Here is a 13,253-nt window from a genome sequence, read left to right on the forward strand (position 1 = left end):
AACGCCTGATACCACCTCGGCAACCCGCTGGCTAACATCAACCCATGCTGGATCAAGCCGTCACCCTCTCCACCCGTGGCCTGCGTGTCCTCCTGATCGAGGACTCCCCGGTGCTTCGCGGCATGGTGCTGGAATACCTCAAGGCCTCCGCGTTCGTAGCGACGGTCGAGTGGGCAGATACCGAAGACTTGGCGCTGGGCCTTCTCGGGCAAGGCAACTACGACGTCGTGATCGTCGACCTGCAATTGCGGCAGGGCAATGGCTTCAAGGTCCTCCAAACGTTGCGCGATCAAGCGTCGCCCAGCGTGCGCATCGTCTACACCAACCACGCGCAAGTGCCGACCTATCGGCAGCGCTGCTTTGAGGCAGGCGCCAACTATTTCTTCGACAAATCGCTCGAACTCGACAAGGTGTTCGAGGTGATCGAAGAGCGCGCCGGCGTCGGCCGCCCCCGCCAGCAGCCCGCGCAGCACTTTCACCCCTGAGATTCTTCGCGCCCGCCGCGTCGGCTGTCGTGGCGCGCGCCCAACGCCATTTCTCACCCCCAAGGAGCGTTCGATGAAGACCTTGTGTGCCGCACTTGCACTGACGTGTGTATTCCTGGCCGGCTGCAACACCATGGCCGGAGCCGGCAAGGACCTCCAGACCGGTGGTCAGAAGCTGGAGAACTCGGCCGACAACGCCAAGCAGAAGATGTAACGCCGTCAGCTACACCGGCATCAAAAACAAAAAGCCCCGCGATGGGGCTTTTTGTTTGGGCGTTGACATCACGCGGGGCGACTTAAACCGTCGCACCACCGTGGCCCGGCGCGGGCGCAATACCGCCAGTCAGCGCCTGCATGCCAGACGGCTCGTTGGCCGCACCTCGGTCGAATACGGCATCGGTGGGAGGCAGCTCAACGATGATCGTCACACCACCGCCTGGCATTGAATCGATGACGAGCGTGCCGCCCAGCGCAATGGCGCGCTGCTCCATCCCCAGCAGGCCGTGATGGCCGACCATGCGGCGCCGCTCGATATCGGCCGGGAAGCCACGGCCGTTGTCGCGCACGCGCAAACGCACGCCCTGGTCATCCACATCGAGCGCCACCGACACCGTGGTCGCATGCGCGTATTTCGATGCGTTGGTCAGCGATTCCTGCACGATGCGATACAGCGCGATGGCCGCATCGTCGGTCAGCTTGGGCATGTCGTCGGGCAGGCTCACTTCCGTATGCCAGCCGTTGCGCGTGCCGACGTCCTCCGTCAATTGCGAAAGCGCCTCCACCAAACCCAGGTTGAGCAAAATCGTCGGGCGCAGATCTTCGATCAGGCGGCGTTTGATCTGGATGCCCTGATCCACGTGGGCCATCACGCGCGTGATCTTTTCGCTCATGGCCGGCTCGTTGGCGTGAATGCGTGAACGCAGCCAGTGCAGGTCCATCTTGGTGGCGGTGAGGATGGCGCCCAGCTCGTCGTGCAGCTCGCGCGCGAGACGCGTCTTCTCGTCTTCGGTCACGCGCTGCAAGTGGGCGGCCAAGTCGGACAACTGCCGCGTGCGCTCACGCACCATGCGGTCGAGTTTCTGGCTTTCTTCCTCCGCCATGTCGCGCTCGCGCTCCGTCACGGCAAGACGCTTGGCGTGCTGCATGCCCAGCACCACCAGCAGGATGATGTTGACCGCCGTGATGAGCGCAATGCCGTAGCGCGACAGCGCCAGATCGCGCTCGGCGTGTTCTAGGCTGCGGGCCACGGTGGCGATCTCGCGCTGACGCAGCCGATCCAGACCCTGCCGCACCGCTTCCATCGATGCCTTGCCGAAATCGGTGCGCACCAGATCGAGCGCCACTTCCAGGTCGCGCTTGCCGTAAATCAGCGTGAGTTCCATCTCGGTAAGCTTGCGGCTCACCTGGAGCGCAGTCTCCGAGAACAGCTTGAGCGCGTCCGGATCGTTGGCGTAGTGATCACGAATTTCTGCCATCAACGCATGAATATGCGGAATGGCCTTGTTGTACGGATCGAGATATTCGTCCTTGCCCGTGAGCAGGAAACCGCGCTGCCCGGCCTCGGCGTTCACCAGCTCGGCAAGCAGTTCGTTGATGGCGGTTTCAGCCTGCTGCGACTGAATCACCTGCCGATAGCCCTGGCTCAGGCGGATGTTGCCCGTCTCCGAGGCAATCAGCACCCCGAGCGTCAGCAGAATGCCGCCGGCGAGCAGCAGAGTGGAGCGCAAGGATGACCGCATGGCATGCAGACCCATAGGAAACGCGTCAAACCGCCCGACGCGGCGCGCGTTGCGTTTGTGTTTTTTTGGCAATTCGGATGATACCGCGTGGGCGCCCCGGGCGACACTTCGGGCGCACCCCGGTCAGGCACGCGATGTGCGTGGAGTACGCCACAGGGCGCCGGCCTCACGCAATGTGCCGTTGCCCTGCATCCCCATCCATCCGAATCGGAGACGACAACATGCTGAAATGGGCACTCATCTTCGCCATCATTTCCCTGGTGGCCGGCGTGCTGGGCTTTACCGGCATTGCCGCAGGCGCGGCGAGTATCGCCAAGGTCCTGTTCTTCATCTTTGTGGTGTTGTTCGTGCTGTTTCTGGTGCTGGGCGTCACGGTCTTCAAGGCGGTCGATTAGCGCAGACAGCCCAGGCGCGAGCGCGGCCCGTGTCTTGCTATGCCATTGACATGCGGCCCGCTTTCGCAAGCGCCGAAATTGCACCCGAACCAACCGCGCCGCCCGTGTGTGTTTCCCGCGGCGCCACGATGAGGAGCTTCACCATGTCACTCTTTGCCAGCCAACGCGTCCGAAGCCGAATTGATGACGTCAATGATCGCGCGCACCGCGCCATGAACAGCGCCAGCGACGCCGTGGACCACGCCAGGTACGCCGCTCGCCCCGCCGTGGAAGACGTGCAAAGCCTGCTGCGCTCCCTTGAAAACGCCATCCATACACTGACCGACGAAGGCAGCACCGAAGCCCGGCGCGCCAGCCGCACGCTGCATGCGCGTGCCGACCAACTGCGCCAAGTCGCCAACGACCGCGCGCATCAAGCCCGCGAACGCATGGACTGGGCGCTCGATCGCACCGAAGAAACCATTACTGCTGCGCCATTCAAGTCAGTGGGTGTAGCCGTGGCGATTGGCGCGGCGATCGGGCTGGTTGTGGCGCTGGCCGGCGGCAGCAGCCGGCGCGACGCCAGCGAATAAACCCAACCCGCCAATCACCCCGCAGGAGCAAACACATGAGCCGGACCAACGTCGCCGCCCCCTCGGAAAGCGGCTTCCTCACTGACATCAAAACCTTGCGGGAACGTGCCCGCAAGCACATCGAGGAAGGCGCGGTGACCGAAGACTACAAAGCCGATCGGGAAACCGTGCTGCGGCTGCTGAACGAGGCGCTGGCCACGGAGCTGATCTGCGTGCTGCGCTACCGGCGCCATCACTTTATGGCCAAGGGCATCAACGCGGAGCCGATCGCCGCAGAATTCCTGGTGCACGCCAACGAGGAACAAGCGCACGCCGACAGCATCGCCACGCGCATCGTGCAACTGGGCGGCGAGCCCAACTTCAACCCGGAAGGCCTGTCCACGCGCAGCCATTCTGAATACGTGGAAGCCGACGGCTTGGTCGAGATGATCAGGGAGAACCTGGTTGCCGAGCGGATCGCGATCGACAGCTACCTTGAGATGATCCGCTACATCGGGGACCGAGACCCCACCACGCGGCGCGTGCTGGAACAGATTCTGGCCGTTGAGGAAGAACACGCGGACGAACTGTCCGACATGCTCCACGACCAATAACGCAAACGCAGCAGGACGAGACACCGGCCAACGCGCCAGCCCCCTCCCCCGCTCCCGGCCCGTGTGGCCGGATGCCCGGACCGCCCCGTTTGGCGGCCGGGCATTTTTTTTTGGCCTGCGCCCGAAACTCAGACGCCCCAGAGCACGCTGGACTTCTCGACCAGCGATTCTTCCAGCATGTGCAGCAGCGGATAGGCGCGCTGGCCGAGATGCGGCGGCTCTTCTTCGCCGTCTTCGTCCAGCTCGGGCGCCGAAAGTTCGGCCACCTTGATATGTGCCTGGTGCGTGTCATCCTTGATGGCGCGCTTGAGGCGATCGATGGCGTGGGGCATTTCTTCGGGCGTGATGACACCGCGCTCGCCCAGCGTCTTGCCGATCACGCCGAGCAGCACCATGGCGAGATCCTTCTGCATCGAGAATTTTTGCGAAGCGTGCGAAGTAAAGGTGATCATGATTTCTTGTTTCCCTTGGTTGGGTGGGGGAGCCGCAGATTGCCATGACTGGGGGCGGATACCTCTGAGACCACGGCTCACCTGATAAAATTTCGTACTTTTCCCCGAACAACGCAACTGGCGGCGCCAGAACTGGATTTCAATCCATTTCAGCACTGCCGGCGTCATGGTTTCTTTATGCTGCCCTCCCACAAACAGACGATCGCCCAATTGTTGTCCGACGCCGTCGGCTCCCTGCTGCCCGAGGGCCAAGCCCGACCGGAGATCGTCCTGGAGCGCCCCAAGCAGGCCGCGCACGGCGACATTGCCTGCAACGTCGCGCTGCAGCTCGCCAAGCCGCTAGGCACCAATCCGCGCGAGCTGGCCGGCAAGATCGCCGATGCCATCCGCGCCGATGCCCGCGGCCAACGCCTGGTGTCCGCCGTTGAGATCGCCGGCCCTGGCTTCATCAACCTGCGCCTGTCGGCCGCCGCGCGCGCCGACGTGATTGCCGCCGTCTTTGCCGAGGGCGACCGCTACGGCGCCGCCAATACACATGACGGCGCGCCCGTGCTGGTGGAATTCGTCTCGGCCAACCCGACCGGGCCGCTGCACGTCGGCCACGGCCGCCAAGCCGCGCTGGGCGATGCGCTGGCGAGCCTGCTCGACTGGCAAGGCCACAAGGTCCACCGCGAGTTCTACTACAACGACGCCGGCGTCCAGATCCACAATCTGGCCGTCTCCGTGCAGGCCCGCGCGCGCGGTTTCAAACCCGGTGACGCCAACTGGCCCGAAGCCGCCTACAACGGCGACTACATTGCCGACATCGCCGCCGATTACCTCGCCGGCAAGACCGTACGCGCCTCGGATGGCGAGCCCGTGACGGGCGAGCGCGATGTGGAAAACATCGAAGCCATCCGCCGCTTTGCCGTGACGTATCTGCGTAACGAGCAGGACATCGACCTGCAAGCCTTTGGCGTGAAGTTCGACCGCTATTACCTGGAATCGTCGCTCTACACCGAAGGCAAGGTGCAGCAGACGGTGGACACGCTCGTTGCTGCCGGCAAGACGTACGAGCAGGAAGGTGCGCTGTGGCTGCGCACCACCGACGACGGTGACGACAAGGACCGCGTCATGCGCAAGTCCGACGGCGCCTACACCTACTTCGTGCCCGACGTTGCGTACCACACGACCAAGTGGGGCCGCGGCTTCACGCAGGTCATCAACGTTCAGGGCAGCGACCACCACGGCACCATCGCCCGCGTGCGCGCCGGCCTGCAGGGCCTGAACATCGGCATCCCGAAGGGCTATCCGGATTACGTCCTGCACAAGATGGTCACGGTGATGAAGGACGGCGCCGAGGTCAAGATTTCCAAGCGCGCCGGCTCGTATGTGACCGTGCGCGACCTGATCGAATGGTCCAACGGGGATGCCGAGAGCGAAGCTGGCGTCGACACCATCCGCGCTTGTGTGGATGCCGGTGAGCCGAACTGGCCCGCGCGCTTCACGCGTGGCCGCGACGCCGTGCGCTTCTTCCTGCTGTCGCGCAAGGCCGATACCGAGTTCGTCTTCGACGTCGATCTGGCGCTCAAGCAAAGCGACGAGAACCCGGTGTACTACGTCCAGTACGCGCACGCGCGCATCTGCTCGGTGTTCGAACGCGCAGGCGTTGACCCTGCGTCGCTCACCAACGCCGATCTGGCTGCGGTGACGGGCCCGGACGTCAGCCCGCAGGCGACAGCCCTGGTGCAACGCCTGGCCGCATTCCCCGACATGTTGGCCGACGCCGCACGCGAACTGGCCCCGCACGCCGTAGCGTTCTACCTGCGCGACCTCGCGGGCGATTTCCACGCGTTCTACAACGCCGATCGCGTGCTGGTCGACGACGAGGCCGTCAAGCGTGCCCGTCTGGCGCTCCTGGCCGCCACGCGTCAGGTGCTGCGCAACGGGTTGGCGGTAATCGGCGTGTCCGCGCCGCAAAAGATGTAAATGCGCACGATTTGGCATCACACGGCGCTCTTATAATCGGGCGCTTCTAGAAGGATCGACATGGCACGCAATACGCAATCTTCCCGTGCCCGCTCGCAACGGGGCGGCACGTTTCTGGGTCTGGTGCTGGGCTTGATCGTCGGTTTGGCGATCGCCGTGGTGGTGGCGGTGTACATCACCAAGGCCCCGGTACCGTTCGTGTCTCGTGGCGGCGCGCAACCCAAGCCGAGCGAAGCGGGCAACGTGGTCAACACGCTTCCTGCGCCGGCACAACCCGCGCCGCAGGCCAGCGCCCCGCAGGCGGCGGACCCGAACGCGCCGCTGTGGAGCCGCGTGCCGGCCAAGCCGGTCGATCAGACCGCCGAGCAGAACAATCCGCCGCCGGGCATCACCATTCACCCGGCCCAACCGAGCTCGACCCCGCAGATGGCAAGCGCACCGGGCGCCAAGCCGCCCAAGCCGCCGGTCACTGCCTCGAACGAGAAGCCGGTGACGGACCCGATTGCCGAGATTGCTCGCCAGGATGCCGCCAAGACGGGGTATTTCCTGCAAGTTGGCGCTTACAAATCCTCCGAAGACGCTGAGCGCCAGAAGGGCAATCTGGCCATGCAAGGCTTTGAAGCCAAGGTGACGCAGCGCGAGGTGAACGGCGCCACCATGTATCGCGTGCGCCTGGGGCCGTTCAACTCGCTCGACGAGATGACCGCCGTGCGCAGCCGCCTGCAATCGACAGGCGTGGAATCTTCGGTCATCCGCTTCGCCCGCCAGTAACGTGCAGTCCGCGCAGCCCGCTTTGAACCCCGCGGGCTGTGATCGGTCAGAAACCTGAGATTCAGTTACGCTGACACCCGCGTCGAGCGGTTCGGCACTCGATTTCGCTGGTTTTTCCGTTACTTCGTCCAGTTCGTCGTCTAATCCGTCGTCCATTCACCATGAAAAAACTCGCTGCTTTCCTGATCGCCCTCACCACTGGCGCCGGCTTCCTGATGACCGCACCGGCCAATGCCGCGCCGATCGCCGGCAAGGAATACAAAGTGCTGCAAACGCCGCAGCCCGTGCCCGCAGGCAAGATCGAAGTGACGGAGTTCTTCTGGTACGGCTGCCCGCACTGCTACGACTTTGAAAACACCTGGACGGCGTGGGTCGCCAAGCAAGGCAAGGACGTGGTGATCAAGCGCGTGCCGGTGGCCTTCAATGCCAAGCTGGAGCCGCATACCCGCATCTATTACACGCTGGAGGCGCTGGGCAAGCTCGACGCCAAGGACGCCAGCGGCAAGACGCTGCATGACCGCGTGTTCGACCAGTTGCACAAGAACTACCGCTCGATGTCCGAACTGGATGACATCGCCAAGTTCATGGCCGCGAACGGCGTCGATGAGAAGCAGTTCCGCGACACCTACAACTCGTTCAGTGTGAACGCCAATACCAAACGCGCCGCGCAACTGGCCGATCAGTACAAGATCGAAGGCGTGCCGACCGTGGTCGTGCAGGGCAAGTACACCACCTCGCCGGCAGATGCAGGCAGCAACGTGGGCGCCGCCCAAACGCTCGACTACCTCGTCGACCAGGTGCGCAACCGCAAGATGTGACGGGTTGCCGCGTTTCCGGGCCTCTGCCCGGGCGTGACACCGCCATCGACGCCCGCCCCTGTGCGGGCGTTTTTTGTGCGTCGGCCTTCTTCACATCTTCACACCAACAGGACATCGACATGAGCGAGATCGTCTTCATTACGGGCGCTTCCAGCGGGATCGGGCAGGCACTGGCACGTCAGTACGCAGCGCAGGGCGCCAAGATCGGGCTGGTCGCACGACGTGTCGACGCGCTCCATGAGTTTGTGCAGACGCTGCCTGCCGGTATCCAGAGCCGCTGCCATTGCTACGCGGCCGACGTGCGTAGCGCTGATTCAATGCGCGACGTGGCCAACGCCTTTATCGCCACAGTTGGGCTGCCCGATGTGGTGATCGCCAACGCAGGCATCTCGGTCGGCACGGACTTGCGCGAACCCGGCGACCTGAAAGCCTTTGCCGTCGTAATGGACACCAACTGGATGGGCGTGCTCAACACGTTCCAGCCGTTCGTCGGGCCGATGCTGGCACGCGCCAAACCTGGGCAGCCTGGCGGCACGCTGGTCGGCATAGCGAGCGTGGCGGGCGTGCGCGGGCTGCCCGGTGCGGCGGCGTACAGCGCCTCCAAATCGGCGGTGATCAAGCTGATGGAGAGTCTGCGCGTGGAGTTCAGCCCGCTTGGCTTGCGCGTGGTGACGATCGCCCCCGGCTACATCCAGACGCCGATGACCGAACACAATCCGTATCCGATGCCCTTCCTGATGCCGGTGGACCGCTTCGCACAGAAAGCCGTGAATGCGATCCGTCGCGGCGTGCGCTTCACGGTGCTGCCATGGCCGATGGGCATCGTCGCCAAGCTGCTGCACGTGCTGCCGCGCGGGCTCTATGACTTTGCGTTTGCGCGCGCCGGGCGCAAACCCCGCAACCCCGAGATTTCGTCATGACTTACACCGATGCGGCTGGCATCGCGCACGCCCCTGTCGACACCACACCGCGCATCGCCAGCCTGGTCCCCTCGATTACCGATTTGCTGTTCTCGCTTGACCTGGGCGATCAACTGGTCGCCCGCACCGGCTTCTGCATCCACCCGCGCGAAGCGGTGCGCAACGTACCGAAGGTCGGCGGCACCAAGACCGTCAAACTCGACAAGTTGCGCGAACTGGCGCCCACGCACGTCATCGTCAACATTGACGAGAACACGCGCCCGACCGTCGACAAGCTGCGCGAATTCATCCCGCACATCATCGTCACGCATCCTTGCTCGCCGGAAGACAACCTCGCGCTATACCAACTGCTGGGCGGTATCTTTCGCCGCGAAGCGCAGGCGCAGAAGCTGTCGGATGCGCTCACGCAGGAGCTGGAGGCACTGCGCGGCCGCCACTTCCTGCCGCACCGCGTGCTGTACGCCATCTGGCAAGACCCGTGGATGACGGTATCGCGCGACACGTACATCTCGCGCATGCTCAAGCTCGTGAACTGCCATACGTGGCCGGACGATCCGGCGCCTGTGCAATGCGGCACCGACAAGAGCGGCGATTGCGCCCGCCCCAACCGGCCGGACACGCGCTACCCGACGTTCCGCTGGAGCGATGAGGTGGTGCGCAACATCGACTGCGTGCTGCTCTCCACCGAGCCTTACAGCTTTACCGAAGAGCATGTCGACGCGCTGGAAAAGCAGATCGGCAAACCGGTCTATCTCGTCGATGGCGAAATGGTGTCGTGGTACGGCAGCCGCGCAATCGACGGCGTGCGATACCTGGGGCAGTTTGCGAAGACCCTGCGTTAAGGTTGAATCATCAGGCCGCAGAAAAAAAAAGAACCCGCCGGTTGGCGGGTTTTTTGTTGGCCACAGCGATGCGTTATCGCTCGAACCCATAGTCGTACTCCACCTTTGCAATGCGCAGGTGGTACGACGCGTACCACTGCTCGCGCCCCAGCTTCTGCGCGGCAAGGTGGTCACTCTGGTTCTTCCACTCGCGAATGGCCTCCAGCGACGACCAATACGACACGGTGATGCCCGGTCGCCCCTGGTCGCCGGCCAGTTCATCGCGTACGGATTCGATGCCGAGGAACCCCGGCATACTGCGCCCCAACTCCACCATGCGGTCGGCCATGGCGCCGTAGCCGTTGTCGCCGTCGGTGCGCGTGGAGGAAAAAATCACCGCGTAATACGGCGCAGTCGGCGTTTGTGCGGGAAACGGCAGGACGACGGCGCTGTCGTCGAGAACGTCATGCTGGTCAGCCATGGTCGGCTCCGGTGGAAAGCGGGTTGCGCAGTTTATGCGGTTGCGTGGAATCGAACGATACCGTCCGCGCCAGATTCGCGCACCAGTTCGCCGCGATGCCACAGCGCATGCAGGTGGGCAAGCGCCTCGCCCATCGCGAAGGTCATCTGATGCACATCGAACTGGCGCTTGAAGATGACGTTGACGATGTCGCGAGCCGATTGCGGCGCGGCCTTGCACGCAGCCAACGTTTCGGCCAGCCGATCGGCATGGTGGTCGCGCAGTTGCTGGATGCGCGTATGCAACCCGCGGAACGGCCGTCCGTGCGACGGCAGGATCAGCACATTCGCAGGCAGCGGCTCGTACTTGCCCAGCGAATCCAGATACAGCGTGAGCGAATCCGCTTCGGGTTCCAGATCGAACACGCTCACGTTGGTGGAGATGCGCGGCAAGACCATGTCGCCGGAAATCAGCACGTTGGCATCTTCACTGTAAAGCGCGACGTGCTCGGGCGCGTGGCCGAAGCCTGTGATGACACGCCACTTGTGCTTGCCGATGGAAACGATATCGCCATCCATCAGGCGACGGTACTGGCTCGGCACGCCGGGCACGAGCGTGCTGTAGTAATCCTTGCGGTTGCGGATGCCTTCGATGGAGGTCGGGTCCGTCAAGCCGTGGCGCTCGAAATGGCGCGCGGCAAATTCACCGCCGGCGTTCGACGCGCCCGTGCCGCCCACCAGCATGCGTGCGAAGGCGTAGTCGCCCAGGCTCATCCACAGGCGCACGTTCCAGCGCTTTTCGTCGCCGCCTTCGCACAGCCAGTTCGAGAGGCCAACGTGGTCCGGATGGCAGTGCGTGACGAGCACGCGCAGCACCGGCAGGCCGTCGAGGTGGTTCGCGAAGATCGTTTCCCAGTACCCGCGAATTGCTTCGTGGTTGATGCCGCAATCGATGATCGTCCAGCCCTCCTGCCCGTCCTGTCGATCACGCAGCAGCCAGAGGTTGATGTGATCGAGCGCAAAGGGCAGCGGCATGCGCAGCCAGTAGACGCCGGGGGCGACTTCAAACCGCGTGCCGCCTTCGGGAAGCGTGTCGCCAAAGGGATAGTCGAGTTGGTGTTCGAGCGCGTTCATGGGGATGTGGTCTCGGTCGCCGCCTTTGGGTGCTTCGGGGCGGTCTTTGCGATTGCGGTTTGGCGTCATTGACGCTAACGTAAACGTCAATTTGCCGCCGGTCTTCCATCTTAAGCGAAAACTTAATGTCGCAGCCTGGCGTGCATGTGTCATCACACCTCTGTCGTTATTCCGTTCCCCGCCGTATGTCTGCCTCTACTCCGTCTGCCGCCGCTGCGCTCGCCGCCGATCTTGAATCGGGCGATGCCGGTGAGCTTGCCGACGCAAGCTTCACCATCACCGACCTCGCCCGCGAGTTCGACATCACGCCGCGCGCCATCCGTTTCTACGAAGACCAGGGCCTGCTGGCCCCGGATCGCCAAGGCCCCGGCGGGCGTCGCCGGGTGTATTCGGCCGGCGAGCGCACGCGCCTGAAGCTGACCCTGCGCGGCAAGCGGCTCGGTCTGTCGCTGGGCGAGATCAAGGAGATCCTGGATCTGTATGAGTCGCCGCGCGATACGGTGCCGCAACTGGAACGCTTCCTGGCGTCGCTGGCGCAACACCGTGCGGTGCTCACGCAGCAACTGGAAGATCTGAACGCGCAACTGGCCGAGATCGACCAGCATGAGCGCCAGTGCCGCCGCTTGCTGGAAGAGGCGCAGGCCGGAACGGGCAAGCCGCCCAAGCGACGCAAGGCCGCCTGATTCCGCAAATCTACGTAACGACCGGTCATTGACGTTTACGTAAACGTCAATACAATACGCAACACCTTGAAGCACCCTTCCGGCACCGGTGCGACCGCCACAAGCGGCGCACACCGCACAGCGCCGGACCCATTACTCAGAGACACCAGCGGCTTGAGCCGCGCCCAAGGAGACCACCATGATTGATCTGCCCGGCCTGAAATTCGACTTGGGCGAAGACATCGAGATGCTGCGTTCGGCCGTGCGCGATTGGGCGCAGGGCGAGCTGGCACCGCGTGCCGGCGAAATCGACCGCACCGACCAGTTCCCGATGGACGCGTGGCGCAAGATGGGTGAGTTGGGCGTGCTCGGCATCACGGTGGCCGAGGAGTACGGCGGCGCCAACATGGGCTACCTGGCGCACATGATCGCCATGGAAGAAATCAGCCGCGCCTCGGCGTCGGTTGGCCTGTCGTATGGCGCGCACTCGAACCTGTGCGTGAATCAGATCCACCGCAACGGCACGGCAGCTCAGAAGGCCAAGTACTTGCCCAAGCTTGTGTCTGGCGAATGGGTCGGTGCGCTGGCGATGAGCGAGCCGAATGCCGGCTCTGACGTCGTCAGCATGAAGCTGCGCGCGGAGCTGAAAGGCGACCGATACGTGCTCAACGGCACCAAGATGTGGATCACCAACGGCCCCGACTGCGACGTGCTGGTCGTCTACGCCAAGACCGAACCCGAACTGGGCGCGCGCGGCATGACGGCGTTCATCGTCGAAAAGGGCATGAAGGGCTTCTCGGTGGCGCAGAAGCTGGACAAGCTCGGCATGCGCGGCTCGCACACGGGCGAGCTGGTGTTCGAGAACGTGGAAGTGCCGGTGGAAAACATCCTCGGCCAGGAAAACGGTGGCACCAAGGTGCTGATGAGCGGCCTGGATTATGAGCGCGCCGTGCTCTCCGGCGGTCCGATCGGCATCATGCAGGCCTGCATGGACGTGGTCACGCCGTACATCCACGACCGCAAGCAGTTTGGCCAGAGCATTGGCGAATTCCAGCTCATCCAGGGCAAGATGGCCGACATGTACACCACGCTGCAGGCATGCCGCGCGTACTTGTACACGGTGGGCAAGAACCTCGACTCACTGGGCCGCGACCACGTGCGCCAGGTGCGCAAGGACTGCGCCGGCGTGATCCTCTACACCGCCGAGAAGGCCACATGGATGGCCGGCGAAGCCATCCAGATCCTGGGCGGCAATGGCTACATCAACGAATTCCCGGTCGGCCGCCTGTGGCGCGACGCCAAGCTGTACGAAATTGGCGCCGGCACGTCGGAAATCCGCCGCATGCTGATCGGCCGGGAGCTGTACGCAGAGACGATGTAACGGGCGGGAGCAGGCGGGCTGGTGGCACGGGGCCATCAGCCAAACGGATAAGGAGGCGCAACGGTTTCAGGACGCGAACACGG

The 13,253-nt window shown here is 63.8% G+C and carries 16 protein-coding genes; 12 read left to right on the top strand and 4 right to left on the bottom strand.

All coding sequences use genetic code 11. The features are described 5' to 3' along the window. Positions 1-44 precede the first annotated feature (44 nt). Together ACCD03_RS17140 and ACCD03_RS17145 are read left to right on the top strand one after the other, a co-directional pair. Positions 45-485 (top strand): response regulator, encoded by a 441-nt coding sequence (locus ACCD03_RS17140; protein ID WP_045202387.1) that lies wholly within the window; start codon positions 45-47, stop codon positions 483-485. 73 nt (positions 486-558) lie between these two features. Next, on the top strand, positions 559-699 hold the full coding sequence (locus ACCD03_RS17145) for an entericidin A/B family lipoprotein (RefSeq protein ID WP_024976825.1): 141 nt from the start codon (positions 559-561) through the stop codon (positions 697-699). 82 nt (positions 700-781) lie between these two features. On the opposite strand, the gene ACCD03_RS17150 is transcribed toward ACCD03_RS17145, so the two are convergent. After that, on the bottom strand, positions 782-2,224 hold the full coding sequence (locus ACCD03_RS17150) for a CHASE3 domain-containing protein (RefSeq protein ID WP_045202553.1): 1,443 nt from the start codon (positions 2,222-2,224) through the stop codon (positions 782-784). A 221-nt stretch (positions 2,225-2,445) separates the two neighbouring features. On the opposite strand from ACCD03_RS17150, the gene ACCD03_RS17155 reads away from it, so the two are divergent. From ACCD03_RS17155 to ACCD03_RS17165, 3 genes are all read left to right on the top strand, one after another. After that, positions 2,446-2,619 carry a DUF1328 family protein gene (locus tag ACCD03_RS17155; RefSeq protein ID WP_004633727.1) on the top strand — a complete coding sequence of 58 codons (174 nt, stop codon included), beginning with the start codon at positions 2,446-2,448 and terminating at the stop codon, positions 2,617-2,619. Between the two features lie 143 nt (positions 2,620-2,762). Then, complete coding sequence (locus tag ACCD03_RS17160) at positions 2,763-3,191, top strand: hypothetical protein (RefSeq protein ID WP_413412380.1); 429 nt, start codon at positions 2,763-2,765, stop codon at positions 3,189-3,191. A 35-nt stretch (positions 3,192-3,226) separates the two neighbouring features. Next, positions 3,227-3,784 carry a ferritin-like domain-containing protein gene (locus ACCD03_RS17165; protein WP_045202384.1) on the top strand — a complete coding sequence of 186 codons (558 nt, stop codon included), beginning with the start codon at positions 3,227-3,229 and terminating at the stop codon, positions 3,782-3,784. A gap of 128 nt (positions 3,785-3,912) precedes the next feature. Here ACCD03_RS17165 and ACCD03_RS17170 read toward each other — a convergent pair whose 3' ends face one another. Continuing rightward, the gene (locus tag ACCD03_RS17170) at positions 3,913-4,236 is read right to left on the bottom strand and encodes a DUF1840 domain-containing protein (RefSeq protein ID WP_024976829.1); all 324 of its coding nucleotides are present in this window, start codon (positions 4,234-4,236) and stop codon (positions 3,913-3,915) included. Between the two features lie 177 nt (positions 4,237-4,413). Here ACCD03_RS17170 and argS point away from each other — a divergent pair, with 177 nt between their 5' ends. From argS to ACCD03_RS17195, 5 genes are all read left to right on the top strand, one after another. Then, positions 4,414-6,204: an arginine--tRNA ligase gene (gene argS / locus ACCD03_RS17175; RefSeq protein ID WP_413412381.1), complete on the top strand. Its 1,791-nt coding sequence runs from the start codon at positions 4,414-4,416 to the stop codon at positions 6,202-6,204. Between the two features lie 60 nt (positions 6,205-6,264). Further along, positions 6,265-6,975, top strand: a complete 711-nt coding sequence (locus ACCD03_RS17180) for an SPOR domain-containing protein (protein ID WP_045202381.1) — start codon at positions 6,265-6,267, stop codon at positions 6,973-6,975. 161 nt (positions 6,976-7,136) lie between these two features. Then, positions 7,137-7,793, top strand: a complete 657-nt coding sequence (locus tag ACCD03_RS17185) for a thiol:disulfide interchange protein DsbA/DsbL (protein ID WP_413412382.1) — start codon at positions 7,137-7,139, stop codon at positions 7,791-7,793. A 119-nt stretch (positions 7,794-7,912) separates the two neighbouring features. After that, a complete protein-coding gene (locus tag ACCD03_RS17190; protein ID WP_413412383.1) occupies positions 7,913-8,713 on the top strand; it encodes an SDR family oxidoreductase in 801 nt (266 codons plus the stop codon). Further along, positions 8,710-9,555 (top strand): helical backbone metal receptor, encoded by an 846-nt coding sequence (locus ACCD03_RS17195; RefSeq protein ID WP_316677166.1) that lies wholly within the window; start codon positions 8,710-8,712, stop codon positions 9,553-9,555. Before ACCD03_RS17190 ends, ACCD03_RS17195 begins: the two co-directional genes overlap by 4 nt. A 73-nt stretch (positions 9,556-9,628) precedes the next feature. On the opposite strand, the gene ACCD03_RS17200 is transcribed toward ACCD03_RS17195, so the two are convergent. Both ACCD03_RS17200 and ACCD03_RS17205 read right to left on the bottom strand, forming a co-directional pair. Beyond that, positions 9,629-10,015 (bottom strand): antibiotic biosynthesis monooxygenase family protein, encoded by a 387-nt coding sequence (locus tag ACCD03_RS17200; RefSeq protein ID WP_009239249.1) that lies wholly within the window; start codon positions 10,013-10,015, stop codon positions 9,629-9,631. A 32-nt stretch (positions 10,016-10,047) separates the two neighbouring features. After that, entirely contained in the window at positions 10,048-11,127 is a 1,080-nt protein-coding gene (locus tag ACCD03_RS17205; protein WP_413412384.1) for an MBL fold metallo-hydrolase, read from the bottom strand. Between the two features lie 185 nt (positions 11,128-11,312). Between ACCD03_RS17205 and ACCD03_RS17210 the strand changes: the two genes are divergently transcribed. Continuing rightward, a complete protein-coding gene (locus ACCD03_RS17210; RefSeq protein WP_045202376.1) occupies positions 11,313-11,810 on the top strand; it encodes a MerR family transcriptional regulator in 498 nt (165 codons plus the stop codon). 178 nt (positions 11,811-11,988) lie between these two features. Continuing rightward, positions 11,989-13,170, top strand: coding sequence for an isovaleryl-CoA dehydrogenase (locus ACCD03_RS17215; protein WP_004633702.1), 1,182 nt, complete (start codon positions 11,989-11,991; stop codon positions 13,168-13,170). The last annotated feature ends 83 nt before the right edge of the window (positions 13,171-13,253 follow it).

Source organism: Ralstonia sp. Ralssp135, assembly GCF_047304345.1.
GTDB classification, from domain to species: domain Bacteria; phylum Pseudomonadota; class Gammaproteobacteria; order Burkholderiales; family Burkholderiaceae; genus Ralstonia; species Ralstonia chuxiongensis.

Coding starts and splice junctions, on each gene's coding strand:
- ACCD03_RS17195 (WP_316677166.1), top strand. CDS start 8,710: ATGACTTACACCGATGCGGCTGGCATCGCGCACGCCCCTGTCGACACC.
- ACCD03_RS17210 (WP_045202376.1), top strand. CDS start 11,313: ATGTCTGCCTCTACTCCGTCTGCCGCCGCTGCGCTCGCCGCCGATCTT.
- ACCD03_RS17160 (WP_413412380.1), top strand. CDS start 2,763: ATGTCACTCTTTGCCAGCCAACGCGTCCGAAGCCGAATTGATGACGTC.
- ACCD03_RS17145 (WP_024976825.1), top strand. CDS start 559: ATGAAGACCTTGTGTGCCGCACTTGCACTGACGTGTGTATTCCTGGCC.
- ACCD03_RS17180 (WP_045202381.1), top strand. CDS start 6,265: ATGGCACGCAATACGCAATCTTCCCGTGCCCGCTCGCAACGGGGCGGC.
- ACCD03_RS17215 (WP_004633702.1), top strand. CDS start 11,989: ATGATTGATCTGCCCGGCCTGAAATTCGACTTGGGCGAAGACATCGAG.
- ACCD03_RS17205 (WP_413412384.1), bottom strand. CDS start 11,127: ATGAACGCGCTCGAACACCAACTCGACTATCCCTTTGGCGACACGCTT.
- argS (WP_413412381.1), top strand. CDS start 4,414: ATGCTGCCCTCCCACAAACAGACGATCGCCCAATTGTTGTCCGACGCC.
- ACCD03_RS17140 (WP_045202387.1), top strand. CDS start 45: ATGCTGGATCAAGCCGTCACCCTCTCCACCCGTGGCCTGCGTGTCCTC.
- ACCD03_RS17200 (WP_009239249.1), bottom strand. CDS start 10,015: ATGGCTGACCAGCATGACGTTCTCGACGACAGCGCCGTCGTCCTGCCG.
- ACCD03_RS17155 (WP_004633727.1), top strand. CDS start 2,446: ATGCTGAAATGGGCACTCATCTTCGCCATCATTTCCCTGGTGGCCGGC.
- ACCD03_RS17170 (WP_024976829.1), bottom strand. CDS start 4,236: ATGATCACCTTTACTTCGCACGCTTCGCAAAAATTCTCGATGCAGAAG.
- ACCD03_RS17190 (WP_413412383.1), top strand. CDS start 7,913: ATGAGCGAGATCGTCTTCATTACGGGCGCTTCCAGCGGGATCGGGCAG.
- ACCD03_RS17185 (WP_413412382.1), top strand. CDS start 7,137: ATGAAAAAACTCGCTGCTTTCCTGATCGCCCTCACCACTGGCGCCGGC.
- ACCD03_RS17150 (WP_045202553.1), bottom strand. CDS start 2,224: ATGCGGTCATCCTTGCGCTCCACTCTGCTGCTCGCCGGCGGCATTCTG.
- ACCD03_RS17165 (WP_045202384.1), top strand. CDS start 3,227: ATGAGCCGGACCAACGTCGCCGCCCCCTCGGAAAGCGGCTTCCTCACT.